Source organism: Crenobacter sp. CS_VA4 (assembly GCF_055597485.1).
In genome coordinates, this window is record NZ_JBVMAE010000012.1 from 122,762 (window position 1) to 148,511 (window position 25,750).

The window sequence follows — 25,750 nt, forward strand, 5'->3', positions numbered from 1 at the left end:
CTAGCCTAATATAGCAAATATCCAAGAACTCTCTGCAGCGCAACTGTTTTTGCGAGCTTATCACCGATGACTCACCCTACCCCCGCACAATCCGAACCGACTTCGACTTCCTCCCTGCCGCCCGCCGCCAAGCCCGAAAGCGGCCGCAAGAAACTGATCGTCGTGCTGGTGCTCGCCGCGATCGCCGGCCTGGGCTGGCACTTTCTCCATAAGAGCCCGTCGTCGGGAGGGGCGGCCCAGGTGAGCGGCCGCGGCGGTCCAGCCGGCAAGCAAGGGGCGCCGCAGCCGGTGACGGCCAAGCCGGCGGTCAAGACCGACATCAATGTGTTCCTCAGCGCGCTCGGCACCGTCACCGCGAGCAATACCGTGACCGTGCGCAGCCGGGTCGACGGCCAGCTCGACAAGGTGTACTTCCGCGAGGGGCAGACGGTGAAGGCCGGCGACCTGCTGGGGCAGATCGACCCGCGGCCGTTCCAGGTGCAGCTGACCCAGGCGCAGGGCCAGTTGGCCAAGGACCAGGCGCTGCTGAGAAACGCCCAGCTCGACTTGCAACGCTACAAGGGCCTGCTGGCGCAGAACTCGATCGCCGAGCAGCAGGTGGCCACCCAGGAGGCGCTGGTGCGCCAGTACGAGGGCACGGTCAAGTCCGATCAGGGCCAGGTGGACAACGCCAAGCTGCAGCTGACCTACAGCCGGATCACCGCGCCGATCAGCGGCCGGGTCGGCCTGCGTCAGGTCGATCCGGGCAACAATATTTCCACCGGCGACACCAACGGTATCGTGGTGATCACCCAGGAGCAGCCGATGAACGTGGTCTACCCGGTGCCGGAGGCCAGCCTCGGCGCCATCGTCAAGGCGCGCCGCGGCAGCGGCCAGCTGCCGGTGGAGGCGTGGGACCGCGAGAACAAGGGCAAGTTGGCCGAAGGCATGCTGTTGACCGCCGATAACCAGATCGACACTGCCACCGGCACGCTGAAACTGAAGGCGCAGTTCGCCAACGGCGACGGTTCGCTGTTCCCCAACCAGTTCGTCAACATCAAGATGAAGCTGGAAACGCTGCAAGGCGTCACCGCGATCCCGACCGCCGCGCTGCAACGTGGCAAGCAAGGCAGCTTCGTCTACCTGGTGAAGCCGGATCAGACCGTGACGCTGCGCCAGATCGGCATCGGTCCGATCGAGGGCGATCAGGTCGCCGTCACCGAAGGGCTGCAGCCGGGCGATCAGGTGGTGGTCGACGGTGTCGACCAGCTGCGCGAAGGCACCAAGATCGTGCTGGTCAAACCAGGCGTCGGCGGTGGCAAGGGCAAGGGGCATCACGGCAAGTCGGGCGCCAGCGACAACGCGGCGAGCAGCCCGGCCGGTGAATCGGCCAAGCACCGCAAGGGCCAGGTATGAACCCGTCCCGTCCGTTTATCCTGAGGCCGGTCGCGACCACGCTGTTGATGGTGGCGTTGCTGCTGGCCGGCCTGCTCGGTTACCGGGCGCTGTCGATCTCGGCGTTGCCGGAGGTCGACTACCCGACCATCCAGGTGGTGACGCTGTATCCCGGCGCGAGCCCGGACGTGACCACCTCGTCGATCACCGCGCCGCTCGAGCGACAGTTCGGCCAGATGCCGGGCCTGAAGCAGATGTCGTCGAAGAGCTCCGGTGGCGCCTCGGTGATCACGCTGCAGTTCAACCTGGAGCTGAGCCTCGACGTGGCCGAGCAGGAGGTGCAGGCCGCGATCAACGCCGCCTCCAACCTGCTGCCGAGCGACCTGCCCAACCCGCCGATCTACAGCAAGGTCAACCCGGCCGACCCGCCGGTGCTGACGCTGGCGGTGACATCCAAGACCTTGCCGATGACGCAGGTGCAGGACCTGGTCGACACCCGGATCGCGCAGAAGATTTCGCAGGTGTCGGGCGTGGGTCTGGTCAGCCTGTCCGGCGGACAGCGCCCGGCGGTGCGGGTCAATTTCAACCCGCAGGCGCTGGCGGCGTACGGCCTGGATAGCACGACAGTCCGCACCGCGATCGGCAACGCCAACGTCAACACGCCGAAGGGCAGTTTCGACGGCCCTGCGCGCTCATCGACCCTGTCGGCCAACGATCAGCTGCAGTCGCCCAACGACTACCGGCAGATGATCGTCGCGTACAAGAACGGCGCGGCGGTGCGGCTCGGCGACATCGCCACCGTGGTCGAGGATGCCGAGAACAACCGGTTGGCCGCCTGGGCTAACAAGGACCCGGCGATCATCGTCAACGTGCAGCGCCAGCCCGGCGCCAACGTGATCCAGACCGTCGACCACATCCGCTCGCTGCTACCCTCGCTGCAGCAGTCGCTGCCCGGCGCGGTCGAGGTCAAGGTGCTGACCGACCGCACCACCACCATCCGCGCCTCGGTCGCCGACGTGCAGTTCGAGCTGATGCTGGCGGTGGCGCTGGTGGTAATGGTGATCTTCGTGTTCCTGCGCAACGTCTCGGCGACGATCATCCCAAGCGTGGCGGTACCGCTGTCGCTGGTTGGCACCTTCGGCGTGATGTACCTCGCCGGTTTCTCGATCAACAACCTGACGCTGATGGCGCTGACCATCGCCACCGGCTTCGTGGTCGACGACGCGATCGTGGTGATCGAGAACATCTCGCGCTACATCGAACAGGGCGACCCGCCCTTGCTGGCAGCGCTGAAGGGCGCCGGCGAGATCGGCTTCACCATCATTTCGCTGACCATCTCGCTGGTGGCGGTGCTGATCCCGCTGTTGTTCATGGGCGACGTGGTTGGTCGGCTGTTTCGCGAGTTCGCGATCACGCTGGCGGTGTCGATCCTGATCTCAGGGGTGATCTCGCTGACGCTGACGCCGATGATGTGCGCCAAGCTGCTGCATCACATCCCGCACGACCAGCAGAGCCGCTTCGGCCAGGCAAGCGAGGACTTCTTCAACAACGTGATCGCCCGTTACGGCAAGCAGCTGCGCTGGGTGCTCGACCACCAGAAACTGACCTTGCTGGTGGCGTTGAGCACGCTAGTGCTGACCGTCGCGATGGTTTACTTCATCCCGAAGGGCTTCTTCCCGCAGCAGGACAACGGTGTGCTGCAAGGTATCACCGAGGCACCACAGTCGATCTCGTTCTCGGCGATGGCCGAGCGCCAGCAGCAGCTCGCCGCCGAGATACTGAAAGACCCGGACGTCGAGAGCCTGTCGTCGTTCATCGGCGTGGACGGCGTGACCACCACGCTCAATAGCGGCCGGATCCAGATCAACCTGAAACCGCTGGACGAGCGCAGCGAGCGCGCGCCGGCGATCATCCAGCGCCTGCAGCAACGCGCCGCCAGCGTGCCGGGGATCTCGATCTACCTGCAGCCGGTGCAGGACCTGACCATCGAGGACAGCGTCAGCCGTACCCAGTATCAGTTCACCCTGCAGGCGGGCAGCCTCGACGAGCTGAGCAGCTGGGTGCCGAAACTGGTGCGCCAGTTGCAGAAGGAGCCGGTGCTGGCCGACGTGGCCAGCGACCTGCAGGACCGAGGGCTAGTCAGCTACATCGACATCGACCGCGACACCGCCAGCCGGCTCGGCATCACCATGGCGGCTATCGACAATGCGCTCTACGATGCGTTCGGCCAACGTCTGGTGTCGACCATCTTTACCCAGGCCAACCAGTACCGGGTGGTGCTCGGTGTCGACCCGCAGCATGCGACCGGGCCGCACGCGCTCGACGGTATCTACCTGACCTCGGGCACCGGCACCATGGTGCCGCTCAGCACGCTCGCCAAGGTCGAGGAGCGCAGCGGCGCGCTGGTGGTCAACCACCTGGCGCAGTTCCCGTCGGTGACGGTGTCGTTCAACCTGGCGCCGGGCGCGTCGCTCGGCGAGGCTGTGCAGGCGATCCGCGCGGCGGAGACCCAGATCACTATGCCCGTCGACATCATCACCAACTTCCAGGGTGCGGCGCTGGCGTTCGAGGCGGCGCTGGGCAACGAGGTCTGGCTGATCGTCGCCGCGATCGTCGCGATGTACATCGTGCTGGGCGTGCTGTACGAGAGCTACATCCACCCGATCACCATCCTCTCCACGCTGCCGACCGCCGGCGTCGGCGCGCTGCTGGCGCTGATGCTGGCCGGTCAGGACCTGTCGGTGATCGCGATCATCGGCATCATCCTGTTGATCGGCATCGTGAAGAAGAACGCGATCATGATGATCGACTTCGCGCTGGCGGCCGAGCGCGAGCGCGGTCTGGCGCCGCGCGAGGCGATCTACGAGGCCTGCCTCTTGCGCTTCCGGCCGATCCTGATGACGACGATGGCCGCGCTGCTCGGCGCCTTGCCGCTGATGCTCAGCTACGGTGTCGGCGCCGAGCTGCGCCGGCCGCTCGGTATCGCGATGGTCGGCGGTCTGATTGTCAGCCAGGTGCTGACGCTGTTCACCACGCCGGTGATCTATCTGATGTTCGACCGGCTGGCGCAGCGCTTCCAGCGCCCTGCCCTCGGTACCGAGGACGGCACGGCATGAGCGGGCTCTCCACGGTCTTCATCAAGCGGCCGGTCGCCACCTGGCTATTGACGCTGGCGATCGTGCTGACCGGCGCGGTCGGCTTCCGCTTCCTGCCGGTGTCGCCGCTGCCGCAGGTCGACTACCCGACCATCTCGGTGTCGGCGAAACTGCCGGGCGCCAGCCCGGAAACGATGGCGTCGACGGTGGCGACGCCGCTGGAACGGGCGCTCGGCCGCATCGCCGGCATCAACGAGATGACCTCGCGCAGCGCGCTGGGCTCGGCGCGGATCACGCTGCAGTTCGACCTCGACCGCGACATCAACGGCGCGGCGCGCGACGTGCAGGCGGCGATCAACGCCGCGCGCAATCTGCTGCCGACCGGGATGCCGAGCAACCCGACCTACCGCAAGGTCAACCCGTCCGACGCGCCGATCATGATCGTGGCGCTGACCTCGGACACGATGCCGCAACCGAAGCTGTACGACGTGGCGTCGACCGTGCTGGCGCAGCGCATCCTGCAGATCGCCGGCGTCGGCGACGTGTCGGTCGGCGGCAGTTCGCTGCCGGCGGTGCGGGTCGAGCTAAATCCGGACGCGCTGTCGCATCAGGGGGTGGCGCTCAACCAGGTCGGCAGCACGCTGGCGGCGGCCAACCAACGTCGGCCGAAAGGCGTGATCGAGTCGGACGACAAGCGCTGGCAGATCGAGACCAACGACGAGGCCAAGACCGCCGACGACTACCTGCCGCTGATCATCAACTACAAGAACGGCGCGGCGGTGCGCCTGGGCGACGTCGCGACGGTGAGCGACTCGGTGCAGGACGTGCGCAACGCCGGCTTTGCCGGCGGCAGGCGGTCGGTGCTGCTGATCATCACCCGCGCGCCGGGCGCCAACATCATCGAGACGGTCGACCGGGTCAAGGCGATGCTGCCGCAGCTGCAGACGATGGTCCCGGCCTCGGTGAATATGAACGTGACCCTCGACCGCTCGCCGACGATCCGTGCGTCGCTTAACGAGGTGGAGCATTCGCTGATGATCGCGGTCGGCCTGGTGATCCTGGTCGTCTACCTGTTCCTGAAGAACGGCCGCGCCACGCTGGTGCCGGCAGTGGCGGTGCCGGTGTCGCTGATCGGCTCGTTCGGCGCGATGTATTTGTTCGGTTTCAGCCTGAACAACCTGTCGCTGATGGCGCTGACCATCGCCACCGGCTTCGTCGTCGACGACGCGATCGTGGTGATGGAAAACATCTCGCGCCACGTCGAGGAAGGCGTGCCGCCGATGCGCGCGGCGATGCGAGGCGCGCGCGAGGTGGGCTTCACCGTGCTGTCGATGAGCCTGTCGCTGGTGGCGGTGTTCATCCCCTTCCTGTTCATGGGCGACATCGTCGGCCGGCTGTTCCGCGAATTTGCGGTGACGCTGACGGTGTCGATCCTGATCTCGCTGGTGATCTCGCTGACCACCACGCCGATGATGTGCGCGCGGCTGCTCAAGCGCGGCATGGAACATGAAGAAGGCAACCGGCTGGTGCGCCGCTTCGGCCAACTGCTCGAACGGGTGCAGCACGGCTACGCGCGCACGCTTACCTGGGCGCTGGAGCACGCCCGGCTGATGATCGCGCTGTTGGGCATAGCGGTGGCGCTGAACGTCTACCTGTACGTGGCGATACCGAAGGGCTTCTTCCCTGAGCAGGACACCGGGCGGATTTCCGGCTTCATCCAGGCCGACCAGAGCATCTCGTTCCAGGCGATGCGCCAGAAGCTGATCGACTTCATGAACATCGTGCGCGCCGACCCGGCGGTGGACACGGTGGCCGGCTTTACCGGCGGCCAGAGCACCAACAGCGGTCAGATGTTCGTGTCGCTGAAACCGTTGAGCCAGCGCAGCGACAGCGCGCAGCAGGTGATCGCGCGGCTGCGCAAGAAGCTTGCCCGCGAGCCGGGCGCGCGGCTGGTGCTCAACCCGGTGCAGGACATCCGCATCGGTGGCCGGCAGAGCAACGCCGCCTACCAGTACACGCTGCAGTCGGACGACCTGCAGGCGCTGCGCAGCTGGGAGCCGCGCATCCGTGCGGCGCTGAGCAACGAGCCGGATCTGGCCGACGTCAACTCCGACCAGCAGGACAAGGGCTCGGAGACCGCGCTGGTCTACGACCGCGACACCCTCGCCCGGCTCGGTCTTTCCGTCAGCCAGGTCAACAAGACCTTGAACGCCGCGTTCGGCCAGAGCCAGGTGTCGACCATCTACCAGCCGCTCAACCAGTACAAGGTGGTGATGGAAGTGGCGCCGCAATACACACAAAGCGCAGCGACGCTCGACAAGTTGTTCCTGATCGGGCCGAACGGCAAGCCGATCCCGCTGTCGGCGTTCGCGCGCTGGGCGCCGGCCAACACACCGCTGTCCGTCAACCACCAGGGCCAGTTCGCCGCGGCGACGATCTCGTTCAATATGCAGCCGGGCCTGTCGCTGTCGGACGCGTCGGCGACGATCGGCCGGGTTATGGTGCAGCTCGGCGTGCCGGCCAGCATCCACGGCAGCTTCGCCGGCACCGCCAAGGCGTTCCAGGAGAGCCTGCGCAACCAGCTGGTGTTGATCCTGGCCGCGCTGGTTGCGGTCTACCTGGTGCTCGGCGTGCTGTACGAGAGCTACGTGCATCCGCTGACCATCCTGTCGACACTGCCGTCGGCGGGGCTCGGCGCCCTCTTGGCGCTGATGCTGTTCGGCAGCGAATTCAGCCTGATCGCGCTGATCGGCATCCTGCTGTTGATCGGCATCGTGAAGAAGAACGCGATCATGATGATCGACTTCGCGCTCGAGGCCGAACGCAAGGAAGGGCTGGCGCCGCGCGACGCGATCTTCCGCGCCTGCCAGCTGCGTTTCCGCCCGATCATGATGACGACGATGGCCGCCATGCTCGGCGCGGTGCCGCTGGCGCTCGGCAGCGGCGATGGTGCCGAGCTGCGTCGGCCGCTCGGTATCACCATCGTCGGCGGCCTGCTGATGAGCCAGTTGCTTACCCTCTACACCACACCGGTTGTATACCTGTATCTGGACCGGTTCCGTTTGTGGTGCCAGCGGCTGTGGCGCCGCCTGCACCCAGGCTACGAGCTGCCGACGGCCCTGGGAAACAAGGATTGAGATTGAGAATGTCTAGATTGACTCGTTGGGTGATGCTGCCCCTGACCGCCACGGTGCTGTCCGCCTGCGCTGTCGGCCCCGACTACAGCCGGCCGAAGATCGACGTGCCAGCCAGCTTCAAGGAAGCGCAGGGCTGGAAGGCGGCCGAGCCGCAGGACTACCAGTCCAAGGGCAAATGGTGGGAGGTATTCAACGACCCGCAGCTCAATGCGCTCGAAGAACAGCTGGTGATCTCGAACCAGAACATCGCGTTGGCCGAAGCGCAGTACCGTCAGGTGCAGGCGCTGCTGCACGGCGCTCAGGCCGGCTTCTACCCCGACGTGACGGCCAGCGCCAGCAGGACGCGAGGCAACAGTGTCAACAACACCGGCGACGTCACCACCAGCAAGATCAACACCACGTATAACCTGACCCTGAACGCGGCTTGGGAACTCGACCTGTGGGGCAAGATCCGCCGCTCGGTCGAGAGCGGCAAGGCCAGCCTCGCCGCCAGCGCCGCGGACCTGGAGGCGGCGCGGCTGAGCGCCCAGTCGCAGCTGGCGATCAGCTACTTCCAGCTCTACGTCGCCGACGCGCAGAAGACCTCGCTCGACAATAGCGTGAAGGCGTACCAGCAGTTCCTGCAGCTGACCCAGAACCGCCTCGCCGCCGGCGTCGCCTCGCAAGCGGACGTGGCGCAGGCCGAAACCCAGCTGAAGACCACCCAGGTGCAGGCGCTCGCCAAGGGCGTGCAGCGCGCGCAGCTCGAGCACGCGATCGCGGTGCTGCTGGGCAAGGCGCCGGCCGACTTCGACCTCGCCAAGGTCGACAAGGAGCCGGTGCTGCCGGACATTCCGAGTGGTGTGCCGTCGGAATTGCTCGAGCGTCGTCCCGACATCGCCTCCGCCGAGCGCCGCGTCGCGGCGGCCAACGCGCAGATCGGCGTCGCCAAGGCGGCGTATTTCCCCGACCTGACCATTTCCGCCAGCGGCGGCTATCGCAGCTCCAGCTTCGCTAACTGGCTGACACTGCCGAACCGGATTTGGTCGCTCGGCCCGCAACTGGCGATGACCCTGTTCGACGGTGGCCTGCTCAAGTCGAAGACCGACCAGGCGATCGCATCGTACGACCAGAGCGTCGCGACCTACCGCCAGACCGTGTTGACCGGCTTCCAGGAAGTCGAGGACAACCTGGTGGCGCTGCGTCTGCTCGACGACCAGGCACGCCTGCAGGGCGAGGCCTTGAAGGCAGCACGCCAGTCGCAGACCATCACCGAGAACCAGTACAAGGCCGGCACGGTGAGCTATCTGAACGTGGTGACGACGCAGGCGACCACGCTGGCGACCGAACGCGCCGACTTCGACATCCTCAACCAGCGGCTGACCGCGGCGGTGACGCTGATCAAGGCGCTCGGCGGCGGCTGGCAGGCGCCGCCCGAGAAGGGGTAAGGCCGTTCGGCCAACCTTGAGGCCGCCGCGGGAGACCGTCGGCGGCCTTTTTGCGTGCGCGCGCCCCGATCAAGACGGTTGAGTCATGGGCGCCAGCAGCCCGCCAAGCAACGTCCGGCCTAACGGCCAGTCGCCCAAGCCGCTTTGCGCGTTGAGGTGGCCTGAGGCACCGCCATCAACCCAGCGGCTGCCCCACCGTTCGGCGCACTGGCGGCTGTACGCCACGCTGCCGTACGGGTCGTCGCGGCTGGCGACCACGATGCTCGGAAACGGCAGCTGTCGCCGTGGCGTCGGTGCGAAGCTGCGCGCCTCGGCCGGAAACACCGCCGAGCCCGGGTCGGGCACCGCCACCAGCAGTGCGCCGCGCAGCGGCTGACCACGGCCGGCGGCCCAGTGCGCGACGGCGAGGCAGCCCAGGCTGTGCGCGACCAGCACGGTGTCCGGCCCAAGCCGGGCGATGGCGCGGTCGAGCGCGGTGAGCCAGTCGTCGCGCTCGGGCCGGTTCCAGTCAGGCACGTCGAGCCGCTGCCAGCCGGGATGCTGTTGTTGCCACAGGCTTTGCCAGTGCTCTGGGCCGGAATTGCCGATGCCCGGCACGATCAGGACGGGGATGGACATGGTGTGCTTCTCCGCTAGGTGGAGCAGCTATTGTGCAATGCCGCCGACATGGCAAGAATGAGGCTGTCGATGAATTAAAGGGTGGTGGCGATGAAAACCGTAGTTTTGGCGAGGAGGCACGAATGAATTCAAAGAATAGCCAATTGGACCGGCTCGACTGGCGGATTCTCGAGCTGCTGCAGGAGGACGCCCGCCACAGCAATACCGAGATCGGCAAGCAGGTCGGGCTGTCGCAGCCGGCGGTGACCGCGCGCATCCGTCGTCTTGAAGAGCTCGGCGTGATCGAGGGCTACGGCGCGCGGATCAACGCCAAAGCAGTCGGTCGCGAGATCGTCGCCTTCATCCGGCTGAAAACCACTCATGCCGAGATCGCCCGCTGCCTCGCCGCGTTTGCCGCGCAGCCGGAGGTGGTCGAGGCGCACCGCATCACCGGAGAAGACTGTTTCCTGGTCCGGGTCGTGGCAACGCGGATGGTCCAGCTCGAGACGGTGATCGATACGCTGGCGCAGTACGGGCCGGTGTCGACGTCTATCGTGCTGGCGAGCTACCCGGCCAAGTCGCTACGCGCAGAACCGCCCCCGCCGGTGTAAGGCGACTCTCTATACTGGACTGGCGTGCCCTGCTGTACGGCAGCGTACCTGTTGCGGCGAGCCGTGCCTCGCCGACGGACCCGGACCGATCTATGTCGCTCACCCATCTGCTGGCCCAGTACGGCTACCTGGCGGTGTTTATCGGTAGCGTGCTCGAGGGCGAAACCATCCTGGTTCTGGCCGGCTTTGCCGCGCATCAGGGGTATTTGTCGTTTCCCGTAGTTCTCATGGTGGCAGTCTGCGGCGGCACGCTGGGGGATCAGCTGTTTTTCTTCCTCGGCCACCGCTACGGGCCGGCCGTGATCGCACGGTTTCCGCGTTGGTCGGCCCGTGCGCAGCAGGTCCGCCAGTTGCTGCAGCGCTATCACGCCGGCGTGATAGTCGGCATCCGCTTCATGTACGGCCTTCGCATCGTCGGGCCGATCGTGATCGGGGCGAGTGCGGTGCCGCCGTGGCGCTTTGTGCTGTTCAACCTGCTCGGCGCGATGATCTGGGCCGTGCTGGTCGGTGGCGCCGGCTACTTGTTCGGACAGACGCTGCAATGGCTGTTGGCGGACCTCAAGCACGATGAGGAAGCCGTGCTATTACTCGTCATCGCCGCCGCGGCCTTGTTTGGCTTGGCGCGTCGCCTGCGTCAGCCTCGCCACGAGAAACGCTAGTCGAGGCCGCCATCACTGGCCCAAGCTCGGGGGCCAGCGATTTGAGCAGCTGCACGGACATCGCGCTGGTGAACGTATAGCGAGCCGCGTACGGCTCATGCACGTAGGCGGTCAGGATGCCGAAGAAGCGGTCGCCGAGGGTGAACACAAAGGCCGCGGTCCGGTTCACCTTGCGCGACTCGATCAACCGGCCGCCGCGCGCGAACACGCCAAAGCGCTGATCGCCGGTGCCCGTCTTGCCGTACACCTCCAGCGTCTGGCCGTTGGCGAGCGGAAAGCCCGCCGCGAGCCGCCTGCCCGTGCCGCCCTCGACCACATCGCGCAGCGAGCGGCGCACCACCTGCACGATGTCGTCGGACAAGACCCGGGTGGGCGGCAGCGACGCGTACCTGAATCGCGTCTCATACGGCGTCCCCGCGGCGAAGTCGAGCGTGCTCAGGCTCAGCACCGGCAGCTTCACCCCGCCGCTGTTGATGATGCCGATCAGTTCGGCCAATGCCGCCGGTCGATCGCCGGACGCGCCGATCGAGGCCGCATACGACGGCGTCAGCGATTCGAACGGGTAGCCGAGCGCACGCCATTGGCGCCCGATTTCGACAAACGCTTCCAGTTCAAGCATCCCCTTGATGCGGCGGTCTTGCGCATGACGGCGGTGCGTCTTGAAGAGCCACGCATACACGGCTTGCCGCTCGTCGCGGCTGCCGTCCACCACCTGCCGCAGCGTCGCACCCGGATTGCGCCTGAGGTATTCGACGACCCACAGTTCGAGCGGATGCACCCCCGCGATGTAGCCGCGATCGGCCAGAGAAAACTTGTCCGCGCCGTATTTCTCGTACAACGCGGTCAAGTCGTCGGGCGTCAAGCCGCTGTCTGGCAACGCCTGCCGCATCGCCCGATCGAAGCGCTGCTGCGGCGCCGCCGGGTCGATGCTACGGAGCGCGGTCGCGACCTTTGTCGGCACTTCGCGCACGCCCTCCAGCAAGAGCGCCTCGGCCTCGTCCGGCGTCTTGCCGCGGTATTTCGCGTAGAAACGGCTGAGGAACACGCGCCCTTCCCGGTCGGCGAAGCGTTTGAGGTACTCGGCGCGCAGCGACGGATTGTCGAGCAGCTGCGCGGTCGAGCCGGCGACTTGGAACAGCGTGTAGTGCACGATGTCGCGCATCAGCCGCACGAACACCAGGTTGACCGAGTGCTGGAACGCGTCGCGTATTGTCAGCACGCGGCCGTTGTACGACGGCTCGAAATTGGCGAAGGTCTGTGCGCCCCCGCCGGTGAAGAAGGTCTCGCCCGGGCTCGCCGAGTAGCTCCGCTCGAGGGAGGCCTCGAGCATCGGGCGCAGCGAGGTGTCGGGCGCCTGCTCCAAATAATCGATCGCCCAGCGGGTCAGCTTGTCCTGCGGGTCGACCTGGACGCCGCGCAACTGAGTCGAACTGAGACCGGCGTAGCGGTCGTGCAGCGCCGCGATGATCTGCAGATAGCTGATCAGCGTGCGCAGTTTCGCGGTCGAGCCGAGATTCAGCCGAGCGCCCAGATTCACGTCAAACGGCTGGTTCACGCTGTCGGTCTGTACGCGCAGCAGATTGGCGTCGCCGCGCCGCTCGAACAGGGTGAAGCTGAACGCGATCCGGCTCGGGTCGTCGCCGGGGCGCAGCATCTCGTAGCCATACAGTCCCATCGCGCGCGCGCCATCGGGCGTCGTGACGCTTTCGAGCTTGCTGCTGACCGCTTCCTGCACCGACTTGTTCAGCGTGGCGGTCGCGGTCAGGTCGAGCCGGTCGAGGTCGTACAGGAGCGGCACGGACAGTGCCGTGGAAAGATGCGTGCGGATCGCCGTGGCCGCCTTGAGCATGACGAACCCTACTTCCGGTTGCGCGAGCGCCCCCTCGTTCAAGCGCAGCCGGAGCGGCAGCGCCGCATCGCGCAGCGCCAGAGAGATCACGCCCCCCGAGGCCAGCAGCCGCAGATAGCTGTCGCTGAGCCGGTTCAGCTCGCTCCGGCCCTCGCGCAGGTAGTACGACGGGGCCCGCTGCGCGATCATTAGCGAGAGCACTTCCTTGAACACCACGGCCTGTTGTGCGAGTGCGCGATCGGTATCGGCGGGCGACGTGAGAAGGCGGTTGCTGTCGGCGAAATCCCGCCCATACCAAGCCCAAAGCCCGTCGCCGATGCCTTCGACTTCGCCGTAGCCGGCCCTCGCCGACAGCGGCACCGTGTTCAGATAATGCACGACGATTTGTCGGCGCACCGGCATCGTCTCGGCACCGCCCAGGTAGGAGCGCAGCGACGCCGAGGCGATCTGCCGGAGCTTTTCGGGCGGGCTGACGGTGCGCCCACCCGGCGAATGGCGAAATTTCTCCATCTGCGTGGCGAGGGTGCTGCCGCCGGGCGCGACATGTTCTTTGTCTACAATGCGTACCAGCTGCTCGAACGCCGCCCTCCCGAAGCGGAGCCAATCGATCGCCGGGTTGCGGTACGGATACTTCGCGGCGAGCAGTTCGCGGTCTTCGATGAAGAGCAGGCTGTTAACCAGCAGCGGTGGCACGTCGTCGAAGCGGGTGTAAATCCGCGTCGGGAAGCGTTGCGCATAGAGCGGCGCGCCGGTCGCATCGAGCAGCACGAGGCCGGCCTGATCCTTCTCGGCGTACGGCAGGAACAGGCCCTCGTCAGCGAGCGACAGCATGCGTGGCGAGTCGCGAACCTGCGCGGTCACGACAAAGCCGCGCGCGACGAGCCGACGTGAAAAATCCGGGAGACGGCTGTAGCCGAGTCGTTCGTCGTAGGGGCCGGACTTGGGAAAAAGAATCTCGCGACTCGGGCCCGACGCGACATTGAAGTGCAATTCGCGTGCGAAGCGAGACAAATAGCGTGCCTGCAGCTGGGACGACTGCATCTCCTTCTGGGCGAAGTAGCCCGCGAAAACCAGCAGGCCGATTGTCCCTACGAACAGCGCCCACTTGACCCAACTGCGTAATGACATGGTCGTGCGACCGCAACGTGCAAAAGGGCAAACTAGGCTTGTTTCATCAAGCCCCTAGATTCAGAATTTACTGATCCTGATCCGAATTCAAGGGGCGCACCCAAAGTGACGCAACTGTCATCAATTTTTGCGCCCCCGATTGCCAGAGCTTCTTTAACATGTCGTTCCAATCCTCATCATCGGGCCGTTAGATGTCGCTTTGGCGGTCTCTGCTCTAGGGGATGTAAGCCTATGAAACAGGAAATCATCCTCAGCGCAGCAGCTCGTACGGGCCGCCCTGCTCCAACGCGCGCTGGTAGGCGGGTCGCGCATGGAGGTGCTGGAGATAGGCGGCCAGTTTCGGATGGCGAGTGAGGCCGGTGCGGGCGTTGGCCGCCTCGATCGGGAAACTCAGCTGGATGTCGGCGGCGCTGAACGCGTCGCCGGCAAACCAGCCCTGCTCGCCGATTTCGCCTTCCAGGTAGTCGAGGTGTTGACGGATCTGCGGGTCGAGGTAGCCGCGCTTCACGCCGTTGGCGATCGCACCGGCCACCGGGCGCAGCAGCCACGGCATCGGTGGGTGCGACAGCCGGTCGAAGACCAGCCGCATCACTAGCGGCGGCATCAGCGAGCCCTCGGCGTAATGCAGCCAGTAGTGGTAGCGGAGCCATTGTGGCGTACCGCGCTCGGGCGCGAGCCGGCCGTCGCCGTAGCGCTCGACCAGGTAGTCGATGATCGCGCCCGATTCGGCCAACGTGACGTCGCCGTCCTGGATCACCGGCGACTTGCCGAGCGGATGCACCGCGCGCAACGCCGGCGGCGCCAGCATGGTGGTCGGATCGCGCTCATAGCGCTTGATCTGGTAGGCCTGGCCCAGTTCTTCAAGCAGCCACAGCACCCGCTGCGAACGCGAGTTGTTCAGGTGGTGAACGGTAATCATCGGGCGGGTCTCCTCATGAGCGGGTTGGCAAGCCTGATACGTTCATGGTAGCTCAGCCGAGTCGGCCAATGCAGTGGCATGTTTGGCCGACGTTGACCGAAAACAAAAGGCCGAGTTGCCATCACGGCAAACCCGGCCCTGTATCACCCATCGAGGATGGTTTACTGTTTTAACACTAGGAACTCGACCAGCACGTTTTTCAGCACGAAGCCGAGCACGCCAAAGCCCAAGACCAGGAACAGGATGAACATGCCGAACTTGCCGGCATTGGACTTCTTGCCCAGATCCCAGATGATGAAGCCGATGAAGATGATCAGGCCGGTCAGTAATACGATCAGCGAGACATTGGTAAATTGTTCTTCAGACACTTCAGTCTTTCCTTCCTGCTTACGTTCCCCGGGCGTGCCGTCGCCCGCTCTGTAAGAGCCGCTAACAAAACTAGGCATCGCCGATTTCCTGCGAAGCAAAAACGCCTTCGCGTTGTTGTGCTGCTCCATGTGCTGTCTACCGCAGCACGCCTCGCCACGGCCGCTTCGCCGTTGTTAGCGGCTCTGATTCATTATTGTCGGTTTGACGGAGTCGGGCTGGCGCGCAGCACCAAGGCCACCCCGATGGCAGCCAGTACGATACCCCCGAGCGTCAGGCGGCTCAACTGTTCGTCGAACAGCAGCCAGGCCTGCAGCGCGGTCAGGCCGGGTACCAGGTAAAAATAGCTGACCACCCGGCTCATCTCACCATCGCGGATCATCCGCATCAACAGCAGGATCGCCGCCACCGACAGCACCAGCACGCTCCACGTCATCGCCACGATCAGCTCGCCACTCCAGTGCGCCGGTTCGCCGTGCTCGAACAGCAGTGCGATCGCACCGGTCAGCACCAGCGCCGCCAGGTACTGGTGGAAGGTGCCGGTGAGCGGGTGCACGCTCTGGCCATGGCGTTTCTGGTAGAGCGTGCCGACGGTGATGCCGGCGAGCGCGACCAGCGCCCATACCACCCCGCCGCCGCCCGCGAACGAGATGCCCTTGCTGCCGCTCACCACCAGCGCGGTGCCGGCGAGACCCACCGCCAGGCCCAGCCACTGCCGGGGGCTCAGGCGTTGGCCGAACAGCAGGTGCGAGGCGAACGCCGTCAGCACCGGTTGCAGGCCGACCAGCAGTGCGGTCAGTCCTGCCGGTACCGCCAGCTTGATCGCGGCGAACACGCCGCCCAGATACGTTCCGTGCACCAAGAGGCCGCTGACCCACTGGTGACGGGCCACCTGCCAGCTCGGCCACGGTGCGCGAAACGCCGTGATCAGCACGACAAAGCACAGCAGCGTGAACGCCATCCGGTAGGCGAGGAAGGTGAACGGCCCGATGTACGGCAGGCCGAGCTTGGCGCCGATGAAACCGGTGCTCCACAACAGCACGAACGCCCACGGAATCCACTGGCTCGGGGCAAGGCGCATGATGATCCTTTCGGCCGACCAGGGGGCGGCGTAACGAAAAAAGCCGCCCGAGGGCGGCTTGATCGACTCAGAGCGCTTAACCGCGCTTCTGTTTGGCGTTGGCGGCGATCCGCATCCGCAGCGCGTTCAGGCGGATGAAGCCGGCTGCGTCGGCGTGATTGTACGCACCGCCGTCTTCGTCGAAGGTGGCGATGGTCGGGTCGAACAGCGAGTCGCTCTTCGATTCGCGGCCGACCACGATCACGTTGCCCTTGTACAGCTTCAGGCGCACCCAGCCGTTCACGGTGGCCTGCGAGGCGTCGATCATCTGCTGCATCATCACGCGCTCCGGAGCCCACCAGTAGCCGGTGTAGACCAGGCTGGCGTACTTCGGCATCAGCTCGTCCTTCAGGTGCGCCACTTCGCGGTCGAGGGTGATCGACTCGATCGCGCGGTGCGCCTTCAGCATGATGGTGCCGCCCGGGGTTTCGTAGCAGCCGCGCGACTTCATGCCGACGTAGCGGTTCTCGACGATGTCGAGGCGGCCGACACCGTGTTTGCCACCCAGCTGGTTCAGGCGGGTCAGCACCTCGGCCGGGGTCATGCGCACGCCGTTGATCGCGACGATGTCACCCTTTTCGTAGTCGAGCTCGAGGTATTCGGCTTCGTCCGGGGCGTTTTCCGGCGAGCTGGTCCACAGCCACATGTCTTCTTCCGGCTCGGCGGCCGGGTTTTCCAGCACGGTGCCTTCATAGGAGATGTGCAGCAGGTTGGCGTCCATCGAGTACGGGCTACCGCCGCCCTTCTTCTTGCTGATGTCGATGCCGTGCTTCTCGGCGTAAGCGAGCAGCTTCTCGCGCGACAGCAGGTCCCACTCGCGCCACGGGGCGATCACCTTCACGTCCGGCTTCAGCGCGTAGTAGCCCAGCTCGAAACGGACCTGGTCGTTGCCCTTGCCGGTCGCGCCGTGCGATACGGCGTCGGCACCGACCTGATTGGCGATCTCGATCTGGCGCTTGGCGATCAGCGGACGGGCGATCGAGGTGCCGAGCAGGTATTCGCCCTCGTACACAGCGTTGGCGCGGAACATCGGGAACACGAAGTCGCGCACGAACTCTTCACGCAGGTCGTCGATGAAGATATTTTCCGGCTTGATGCCGAGCGCCACGGCCTTCTTGCGCGCCGGTTCGACTTCCTCACCCTGGCCGATGTCGGCGGTGAAGGTGACCACTTCACAGTGATAGGTGTCTTGCAGCCACTTCAGGATCACCGAAGTATCGAGGCCACCGGAATACGCGAGTACGACTTTATTGATGTCAGACATGATGCTCTTTCTACAGAATTCGATTGCTTGTTGGCTTCAGGCGGTGGTTTTGCCGGCCAGAAGGAACTCGATCAGCGCCTTTTGCGCGTGCATGCGGTTTTCGGCCTCGTCCCAGACCACGCTCTGCGGACCGTCGATCACCTCGGCGGCCACTTCCTCGCCGCGGTGCGCCGGCAGGCAGTGCATGAACACCGCGTCGGCGTCGGCGTGCGCCATCAGCGCGGTGGTGACCTGGAAATCGGCAAACGCGGCGTTGCGTGCCTGAGCCTCGGCCTCGAACCCCATGCTGGTGAACACGTCGGTGGTGACGATGTCGGCGCCGGTCACCGCCGCCACCGGGTCGTTGCCCGGCTGGTAGTGCGCACCGTAGTCCTCACCGTCGAGCACGGTCAGCTCGTAGCCTTTCGGCGTGGCGACACGCAGTGTGAAGCCGAGTACCTTGGCCGCCTGCAGCCAGGTGCGCGCCACATTGTTGCCGTCGCCGACCCACGCCACCACCTTGCCTTTGATCGAGCCGTGACGCTCGGTATAGGTGAAGATATCGGCCAGGATCTGGCACGGGTGGTATTCGTTGGTCAGGCCGTTGATCACTGGCACGCGCGAGTAGTCGGCCAGCTTCGCCACCAGCGACTGGTCGAAGGTGCGGATCATGATGATGTCGCTCATCCGCGAGAGCACCCGTGCGGTGTCCTCGATCGGCTCGCCGCGGCCCATCTGCGAATTCTTGGTGTCCAGGAACATCGCATGGCCGCCCAGTTGCGCCATGCCGGCTTCGAAGGACACCCGAGTCCGGGTGGAATTCTTCTCAAACACCATCGACATCACCTTGCCGACAAACGGCTGGTACAGCTCGCCGGCGTACCATCGTCGCTTCAGAACCGCCGCGCGTTCGAAGATATGGTGGTACTCCTCGCGGGATAGGTCACTGAATTGTAGGTAATGCCGAGGTTGAGTCATGGTTGTTGGGTCCAAAAAAGAAGGCCGCTGCGCGATGATGACGGGGTGTCGTCAGGCGCGGCGGCACACTACTACACGCTAATCTCAAGTCAGTACAAGGGTCGCGAACGGGCGCAGTCCGGGCGCCCATACTTACAAAAATGCGACAGGATTATATTTATCGGAAATCCCCTGTCCTGACAAGCGATCAATCGTTTGATAGGCGGGACGGCAAGGCAGCGAGCTCGTCGTCGCGCAGCACCCGCAAGTGATATTCGGCGTCTTTTTCGATCAAGCCGTGGATGTCGACGCCTTTTTGTGCCTTTAGCAGCCGGTGTAAGTAGGTGATGATTGCGTCATCGATCAACTGCCCCGGCACCAGCACCGGGATGCCCGGCGGGTAAGGGACGATCTGGTCGCACGACACCCGGCCGATCAGCGCCGGGTTCGGCCGACCCTCGTCGTCGAGCAGCGGCACGCGCTCGCCGGCTTCGTAGAACGCGTCGCGCGGCAGGCAGGCCAGCCGGGTGAAGCGCGGAATTTCCGGCAGCCGGCTCGGCGTGCGCGGCGGCCGCTGTTCCTTGGCCAGGCGCACCATCGCGTCGTGCAGCCGCGACACCTTGCTGCGGGTGGTGCCGAGCGTCAGCAGCAGCGTGATGGTGCTGAAGGTGGACTTCTCGACCTGGATGTTGAAACGCTCGAACAGCTCGCGCTGCAGCTCGTCGGCCGAGAAACCGGAAGCGGAGATGTCGACGGTGAGCTTGGTCGGGTCGAGCCGGATGCCGTCCTGCTGGACATCTTCCGGCAGCAGGTCGGCCAGCTCCAGCACTCGGAATACCCCGGTAGCGTTGATCTTGCTGCGCAGCTCTTCGGCCAACCTCAGGGTGCGGTCGAACAGCCGGTAGCCCTCCATCACCGCCTGCTTGCGCGCCACGTCGAGGCTGGCGATCAGGCCGTACTGCGGGCTGGTCGAGGTGTGCATATTGAAGTTTTCGCGGAACAGGTGGGCGTCGAAGGCGGGGTCGTTGACGTGCACCATGCTCGCCTGCGAGAACGCCGACAGGATCTTATGCGTGCTCTGCGTGACATAATCGGCGCCCGACTCCAGCGCGGTCGGCCGGAACGCCGGGTGGAAGCGCGCGAAGCCATACCAGGCCTCGTCGACGATCACCTTGATGCCGTGCAGATGGGCGATGTCGATGATCGGCACCAGGTCGTAGCGCAGTCCGTCGTAGGTGCACGAGGTCAGGATCAGCACCTTCGCCTCCGGGTGGCGCTCGATCGCGTCGAACAGCGTCGCCTTCGATACCGGTCCAAACAGGCCGTAGTTGCGGTTCACCGACGAGTCGAGGTAGACCGGCTTGGCGCCGGACAGGATCACGCCGTGGTGCACCGACTTGTGGCAATTGCGGTCGAGCAGCAAGGTGTCGCCCGGTGTCAGCAGCGTCTGGCAGATCACCTTGTTCGAGGTGGACGTGCCATTGGTGGCGAAGAAGGTTTTGCGCGCGCCGAACGCCTTGGCCGCTAGCGCCTGCGCGTCGTCGATCACCCCGGTCGGGTGCAGCAACGAGTCGAGCATCGGTACCGATACCGACAAGTCGGCGCGCAGCATGTTCTCGCCGACAAATTCATAGAAGTCGCCGACCCACGGGCTGCCCTTCAGCGAATCGCCGCCGGCGTGGCCCGGCGTGTGCCACGAGTCCTTGGCCATGTTCACGTAACGCTTCAGTGCGTCGTAGAACGGCGTCGCCGACTTCTCCGCCAGCTCCGCCGCCAGGATGCGGAACCAACCGTGATTGTCCAGCTCGTCGCGGTAGAAGTAGCCATTGACCGCGTGGCTGGCGAGCGCCTCGATCACCGCCTTCTCGTCCGCGTCGACCAGCATCACGTACAGCGACAGCTCCGGGCGGAAGGCGTTGATGCGGTTGGCCAGCTCCACCGCCGCCTTCGCCTCCTGCCCTGCAGCCAAGCGATTGTCGATCAGCGCGATCTGGATATCGCCGTCGCGCGCGATCAGCGTCATCGCCGCCTCGGCCGAGCTCGCGCCGACAAACGACATGCCCAGCGGATTGGGCAGTCGGGTCGCCGCCTCCGTCAGCCCCTCTAACACGTCCGACTGCCAAATGGCATCGTCACTCACTATAACCACGCGGCTGACTGGCGCCATGGTGGCTTCTCCTCTTGCAGAGTGTCTTGTCGTTGATGGTTGTGCCCCGTCATTTCATGCTAGTCAGATTGCAGCGCTTTCGTCATTTTGCAGCCGCACAATCCGTTTACCCGCGGGCGCAGCAGGAGGGTCGGATCGGGTACAATGGAAAGATGCTTACCGCCGCCGAAAAAGACGCTATCCGCGACCATTACCGCGCCCTCGCCGACAACCTGCCGGGCTTCCGCCCGCGTGCTGCGCAGCGCCGCATGTTGGCCGAAATCGCCAATGCCTTCTCGCGGGCCCAGGAAACCACCGAAGGAGATGAGCCGCCCGAACGCCAGGGCGAGAGTATCGTGGTGGTCGAAGGACCGACCGGCGTCGGCAAGAGCCTGGCCTATCTATTGGCCGGCGGGCTGATGGCCCGCTCGCGCAACAAGAAGCTGGTGGTGACCAGCGCGACCATCGCGCTGCAGGAGCAGCTAGTGAATCGCGACCTGCCCTTCGTGGTGGAAAACAGCGGCCTGCCGCTGACCTTCGCGCTCGCCAAGGGGCGCGGCCGCTATCTGTGTCCATACCGCCTCTACCAGCTCACCTCGGAAAACTCCCAGGCCGATCTGCTCGGTTTCGATCCGTCGATGGCGGTCTGGGACCGCAAGCCGGAAGCCGAGGAAATCGAACAGCTGCGCGAGCTGGCCGACGCCTTCTATCACCGCAAGTGGAACGGCGACCGCGACAGTTGGCCGAAAGTGGTCGACGACGGGCTGTGGAGCCGCGTCACCAACGATCGTCACGGCTGTCTGAAGGCCGCCTGTCCGAACCGGGCCGAGTGCCCGTTCTACCTCGCCCGCGAAACGCTGGAGACGGTCGACGTGGTGGTCGCCAACCACGACCTGCTGCTCGCCGACACCTCGATGGGCGGCGGCGTGATTCTGCCGGCGCCGGACCAGGCGTTCTACTGCATCGACGAGGCGCACCACTTGGCAAAAAAGGCGATCAACCAGTTTTCCGCCGAGCATTCGTTGAACCAGTCGATGTTCTGGCTCGACAAGGTCGGCGCGCTGGTCAGTAAGGTCGACGGGCTGACCGGCAAGGCCGAAGCGGCGGCCGATGCCGCCGAGGCAGCCGGTGCGCTGATGGAAAGCCTGACCGAATGGCTGTGGCTGCTCGAGGGCGAAGACGCCCTCGCCGCCTCCAGCGACAACCTGGAGCCGACCTGGCTGATCGAGGACGGCAAGCTGCCCGAGCGGCTGAAGGTGCCGGCGTCCAACCTGGCGCTGTCGGCGCGGATGCTGGTGAAGCACCTCAACACCCTGTCCGACGCCCTGGCCGAGACCCGCCGCGACAAGTCGTCGGACGCGCCGCTGACCGACCGGGTCGCCAGCGACCTGGGAATGATGCTCGGCCGCGCCGAACAGATCATGGCGGTGTGGGACTTGTTCGAGAAGGACGCGGACGAGAACGCCCCGCCGATCGCCAAGTGGATCACCCGTAAGAGCAGCGGCAAGGGCGATTACGAATTCTGCGCCTCACCGGTCAGCGCCGCCGCCAGCCTGGCCGCGACGCTGTGGCGCCGCGCCGCCGGCGCCCTGCTGACCTCGGCGACGCTGCGCTCGCTCGGCGAATTCGACCTGCTGTTGTCTCAGACCGGCCTGAAATGGCTGCCGGAAACCACCTGTATCGCGCTCGACTCGCCGTTCAGCTTCCAGGAACAGGGCGAGCTGTACCTGCCGCCGCTGGTGGCCAGCCCGAAAGACCCGGCCGGCCACACCCGCGAGATCGTCGAGTGGCTACCGAAGCTGGTCGACGTGAAGGAGCCGGTCGGCACCCTGGTGCTGTTCTCCTCGCGCAAGCAGATGAACGATGTCGCCGCGGCGCTGCCGATGAGCCTGCGCGACCGCTTGCTGATCCAGGGGGAAATCCCCAAGGCGAAGCTGCTGGAAACCCACTACCAACGGTTGGCCGAACAGCAGTCCAGCGTGATCTTCGGCCTCGATTCGTTCTCGGAAGGCCTCGACCTGCCAGGCGAAGCCTGCGTGCACGTGATCATCGCCAAGCTGCCGTTCGCGATGCCGGACGACCCGGTCGGCCGTACGCTGTCGCGCTGGATCGAGAAGCGCGGCGGCAATCCCTTCATCGAGATCACCGTGCCTGAAGCGTCGATCAAGTTGGTCCAGGCGGTCGGCCGGCTGATCCGTACCGAGCAGGACTATGGTCGCGTCACCATCCTCGATAACCGCATCACCCGGCAAAGCTACGGCAAGAAGCTCTTGGCCTCGCTGCCCCCGTTCAAGCGCATCTAGTTTTGGAGTAGAATCGGGCTATCCCCGCGGCGACACGTCCAACAATCAAACACTTCCCTCGCCGCGGTCCGGAGACACTCCTCAAAACAACAACTGTGTCCAGTCACCATGATCTGTAACCCGTACGAAATCGTTATTCAAGGCGTCACCTCCGAGGGACGCACCTTCCGCCCCAGCGACTGGGCCGAGCGTCTGGCAGGCATCCTCGCCTCGTTCGGCGACGACCAGAAGCTCGCCTACCACGCCCACGTCCGCCCGATGTTGCTCGACAACGTCCGCTGTGTCGCCGTCGACAAGAAGCTCGAGAAAGTCTACCCGGCCATGTTCCGCTTCCTGATGGACTTCGCCACCGACAACGATTTGCGCGTGGTCGACTGCCGCACCCTGATCGATGAGATCTATCCAAATAAATTCTTGGCCTGATGTGTTGGTTATATGAAACAAAGGTTCCGTTATATCTAACCGTATATTTCGGAATTTTTGTTTCATTTCCGCAACAAAATGCATTTGGAAACCGATTTGTCATCGGTTTTTTATTTTTCTGTCACATTTTCACACTACTATTCCGTCTGAATTTTGGCGCTTGTCGCTTTTTTACCCAAAGACGGAGTTTATTAGAAAATGCAGAAGAAGATCATCGCCGGCCTGATCGCCTCGGCCCTGGCTGCCCCGCTGCTCGCCCACGCTGACGTTACTATGTACGGCACCATCAACATGGCCGTTGAGTCGACCCAGGTAAGTAATGCTCCTGCCTCTACCCCGGGCAACAACGTGACCAAAGGTCGTGTGGTTGGTAAGTCGAAAATCGGTTTCAAGGGTAATGAAGACCTCGGCAACGGCCTGAAGGCGATCTGGCAGGTCGAATCCGACATTCGCGGCGCCGAACAGGGCGGTACCAACGACAAGGGCCAGCCTGCAGTATTTGCCACCCGCAACACCTTCGTCGGCCTGTCCAGTGCCGACTTCGGTACCTTCCAGGTGGGTAACTACGACTCCGCCTACAAGCGCCTGTCCGACGCAGCCCTGCTCGTGCTGCCCGACACTGCCGCCGATACCCATGACAGCACCAGCATCTTCAGCCGCGGCGAAACCCGTCTGGCGAACAGCCTGCACTACACCACCCCGGTGTGGAGCGGCTTCCAGGGCGGCCTGTCGTACCAAGTGGACGAGACTCGCACCGTGGGTACCGCTGATGGTTTCCGTCAGAACCAAGATCGCGTGTCGCTGGGCCTGAACTACAAGTTGGCTGGCTTGCAGCTGGGCGCGGGCTGGGACCGTCAAGGCAGCAAAGTTGGTGCTGTTGTACCTGCCGGAACGGGTAAGACCATTGATAACACCCAGTTCTACAAGTTTGCCGCCAGCTACAAGTTCGACTTCGGCACCATGCTCGGCGCCGGTTACGAAGTTCGCCTCGACAAGAACGCTGACAGTTCGAAAGCCCGTCAGGCCGACTGGCTGTTTGTCGCTAGCCAGGACTTCGGCGCCGCTTCGATCAAGGCCGGCTACGGTCGCCTGGGTCAGCAGACCGCCAATGGCAACACCGTCGCCGGTACCGAAGCTAAACAATGGCTGGTTGGCGCAACCTACGACCTGTCCAAGCGCACCCAGGCTTATGTCTACGGCACCAAGATCACCAACGGCAGCGCCCAGAACGTGAACTTCAACGCGGGCACGACTGCAGTCATCGACAACGGCGCCAACGTCAACACCACCAAAGGTGCTCTGACGTCGGGCGAGTCCATCCGCGCCATCGGCGTCGGTCTGAAAACCTCGTTCTAAGTCTTAGGCAGCATCCTTCCAGTCAGTCATAGTTGATCGGGCACCCCTCAGGGGTGCCCGTTTTTTATACGCATTTGTTATCATTGGGTATTGGAACCCAAGACAGACAATAAGCAATGGCAATCACCCTCCATACCCAGGAAGACATCGAAAAAATGCGCGTGGCCGGCCGCCTGGCAGGCGAGCTGCTCGACTACATCACGCCGTTCGTCAAAGCGGGTGTCACCACCGAAGAGCTCGACCGCCTCTGCAACGACTACACCGTCAATGTGCAGCAGGCCATCCCCGCCCCGCTCAACTACGCACCCGACGGCGGCACCCCCTACCCGAAGTCGATCTGCACCTCGGTCAACCACGTGATCTGCCACGGCATTCCGGACGGTAAGGCGCTGAAGAACGGCGACATCGTCAACATCGACGTGACCGTGATCAAGGACGGCTACCACGGCGACACGAGCCGGATGTTCCTGGTCGGCGAGGTCAGCCCGTTCGCACGCCGGCTGTGCAAGATTACCTACGAGACCATGTGGAAGGGCATCGAGCAGATTCGCCCCGGTGCGCACCTGGGCGACATCGGCTATGCCTGCCAACAGCATGCCGAGGCGAATGGTTACAGCGTGGTGCAGGAATTCTGCGGTCACGGCATCGGCAAGAAATTCCACGACGAGCCGCAGGTGCTGCACTATGGCCGCCGCGGCACCGGCGTCGAACTGAAGGCCGGCATGATCTTCACCGTCGAGCCGATGATCAACCAGGGCAAGCGCCACCTGCGCATGCTGGCCGACGGCTGGACCGTGGTGACCAAGGACCGCAGCCTGTCGGCACAGTGGGAGCACACCGTGCTGGTGACCGAGACCGGTTACGAGATTCTTACCCAGTCGGCCGGCACGCCCGCCAAGCCGTAAACGGCGAACAGCCATCGTGAAAAAACCCGCTTCGAGCGGGTTTTTTGTTGCGAGCATGCTAGAGCGTGTTCACAGTAACCAGATATAAGCACAGACTAGGCTGAGAAATGCGCCAAACCGGCTGGTCAGCTTGTC

The 25,750-nt window shown here is 64.5% G+C and carries 17 protein-coding genes and 1 pseudogene; 10 read left to right on the forward strand and 8 right to left on the reverse strand.

Going from position 1 to position 25,750, the window contains the following annotated elements:
- Positions 1 to 66 precede the first annotated feature (66 nt).
- The 4 genes from ACZ2IA_RS13325 to ACZ2IA_RS13340 are packed head-to-tail and all read left to right on the forward strand — an operon-like array spanning position 67 to position 9,033.
- On the forward strand, positions 67 to 1,395 hold the full coding sequence (locus ACZ2IA_RS13325) for an MdtA/MuxA family multidrug efflux RND transporter periplasmic adaptor subunit (protein WP_470293070.1): 1,329 nt from the start codon (positions 67 to 69) through the stop codon (positions 1,393 to 1,395).
- Positions 1,392 to 4,490, forward strand: coding sequence for an MdtB/MuxB family multidrug efflux RND transporter permease subunit (locus tag ACZ2IA_RS13330; RefSeq protein WP_470293071.1), 3,099 nt, complete (start codon positions 1,392 to 1,394; stop codon positions 4,488 to 4,490). The genes ACZ2IA_RS13325 and ACZ2IA_RS13330 overlap by 4 nt, the downstream gene beginning before the upstream one ends.
- A complete protein-coding gene (locus tag ACZ2IA_RS13335) occupies positions 4,487 to 7,606 on the forward strand; it encodes a multidrug efflux RND transporter permease subunit (RefSeq protein ID WP_470293072.1) in 3,120 nt (1,039 codons plus the stop codon). Before ACZ2IA_RS13330 ends, ACZ2IA_RS13335 begins: the two co-directional genes overlap by 4 nt.
- A gap of 8 nt (positions 7,607 to 7,614) precedes the next feature.
- Positions 7,615 to 9,033: an efflux transporter outer membrane subunit gene (locus ACZ2IA_RS13340; RefSeq protein WP_470293073.1), complete on the forward strand. Its 1,419-nt coding sequence runs from the start codon at positions 7,615 to 7,617 to the stop codon at positions 9,031 to 9,033.
- A gap of 69 nt (positions 9,034 to 9,102) precedes the next feature.
- Here ACZ2IA_RS13340 and ACZ2IA_RS13345 read toward each other — a convergent pair whose 3' ends face one another.
- Positions 9,103 to 9,651 (reverse strand): RBBP9/YdeN family alpha/beta hydrolase, encoded by a 549-nt coding sequence (locus ACZ2IA_RS13345; RefSeq protein WP_470293074.1) that lies wholly within the window; start codon positions 9,649 to 9,651, stop codon positions 9,103 to 9,105.
- 122 nt (positions 9,652 to 9,773) lie between these two features.
- On the opposite strand from ACZ2IA_RS13345, the gene ACZ2IA_RS13350 reads away from it, so the two are divergent.
- Positions 9,774 to 10,241: an Lrp/AsnC family transcriptional regulator gene (locus tag ACZ2IA_RS13350; protein WP_470293075.1), complete on the forward strand. Its 468-nt coding sequence runs from the start codon at positions 9,774 to 9,776 to the stop codon at positions 10,239 to 10,241.
- A gap of 92 nt (positions 10,242 to 10,333) precedes the next feature.
- Positions 10,334 to 10,900 (forward strand): DedA family protein, encoded by a 567-nt coding sequence (locus tag ACZ2IA_RS13355; protein WP_470293076.1) that lies wholly within the window; start codon positions 10,334 to 10,336, stop codon positions 10,898 to 10,900.
- Here ACZ2IA_RS13355 and ACZ2IA_RS13360 read toward each other — a convergent pair.
- From ACZ2IA_RS13360 to ACZ2IA_RS13390, 7 genes are all read right to left on the reverse strand, one after another.
- Positions 10,833 to 13,877: a transglycosylase domain-containing protein gene (locus ACZ2IA_RS13360; protein ID WP_470293077.1), complete on the reverse strand. Its 3,045-nt coding sequence runs from the start codon at positions 13,875 to 13,877 to the stop codon at positions 10,833 to 10,835. The two genes, ACZ2IA_RS13355 and ACZ2IA_RS13360, sit on opposite strands and share 68 nt — an antisense overlap.
- A gap of 250 nt (positions 13,878 to 14,127) precedes the next feature.
- The gene (locus tag ACZ2IA_RS13365; protein WP_470293078.1) at positions 14,128 to 14,796 is read right to left on the reverse strand and encodes a glutathione S-transferase family protein; all 669 of its coding nucleotides are present in this window, start codon (positions 14,794 to 14,796) and stop codon (positions 14,128 to 14,130) included.
- Between the two features lie 161 nt (positions 14,797 to 14,957).
- Positions 14,958 to 15,164 (reverse strand): DUF2788 domain-containing protein, encoded by a 207-nt coding sequence (locus ACZ2IA_RS13370; protein WP_289831602.1) that lies wholly within the window; start codon positions 15,162 to 15,164, stop codon positions 14,958 to 14,960.
- A 191-nt stretch (positions 15,165 to 15,355) separates the two neighbouring features.
- Positions 15,356 to 16,243 carry a DMT family transporter gene (locus ACZ2IA_RS13375; RefSeq protein ID WP_470293079.1) on the reverse strand — a complete coding sequence of 296 codons (888 nt, stop codon included), beginning with the start codon at positions 16,241 to 16,243 and terminating at the stop codon, positions 15,356 to 15,358.
- 76 nt (positions 16,244 to 16,319) lie between these two features.
- Entirely contained in the window at positions 16,320 to 17,546 is a 1,227-nt protein-coding gene (locus ACZ2IA_RS13380) for an argininosuccinate synthase (RefSeq protein WP_470293080.1), read from the reverse strand.
- A 36-nt stretch (positions 17,547 to 17,582) separates the two neighbouring features.
- Positions 17,583 to 18,503 (reverse strand): ornithine carbamoyltransferase, encoded by a 921-nt coding sequence (argF, locus tag ACZ2IA_RS13385; protein ID WP_470293081.1) that lies wholly within the window; start codon positions 18,501 to 18,503, stop codon positions 17,583 to 17,585.
- A 187-nt stretch (positions 18,504 to 18,690) separates the two neighbouring features.
- Positions 18,691 to 20,649, reverse strand: coding sequence for an aminotransferase class I/II-fold pyridoxal phosphate-dependent enzyme (locus tag ACZ2IA_RS13390; protein ID WP_470293082.1), 1,959 nt, complete (start codon positions 20,647 to 20,649; stop codon positions 18,691 to 18,693).
- 152 nt (positions 20,650 to 20,801) lie between these two features.
- On the opposite strand from ACZ2IA_RS13390, the gene dinG reads away from it, so the two are divergent.
- The 4 genes and pseudogenes from dinG to map all read left to right on the forward strand — a co-directional run bounded on the left by dinG (position 20,802) and on the right by map (position 25,615).
- Positions 20,802 to 22,931 carry an ATP-dependent DNA helicase DinG gene (gene dinG / locus ACZ2IA_RS13395; RefSeq protein ID WP_470293083.1) on the forward strand — a complete coding sequence of 710 codons (2,130 nt, stop codon included), beginning with the start codon at positions 20,802 to 20,804 and terminating at the stop codon, positions 22,929 to 22,931.
- Between the two features lie 108 nt (positions 22,932 to 23,039).
- A pseudogene (locus ACZ2IA_RS13400) lies at positions 23,040 to 23,327 on the forward strand (DUF3579 domain-containing protein); the annotation flags it as partial.
- A 225-nt stretch (positions 23,328 to 23,552) separates the two neighbouring features.
- Complete coding sequence (locus tag ACZ2IA_RS13405; RefSeq protein WP_470293084.1) at positions 23,553 to 24,710, forward strand: porin; 1,158 nt, start codon at positions 23,553 to 23,555, stop codon at positions 24,708 to 24,710.
- A gap of 116 nt (positions 24,711 to 24,826) precedes the next feature.
- Positions 24,827 to 25,615, forward strand: coding sequence for a type I methionyl aminopeptidase (gene map / locus ACZ2IA_RS13410; RefSeq protein ID WP_470293085.1), 789 nt, complete (start codon positions 24,827 to 24,829; stop codon positions 25,613 to 25,615).
- Positions 25,616 to 25,750: the final 135 nt, after the last annotated feature.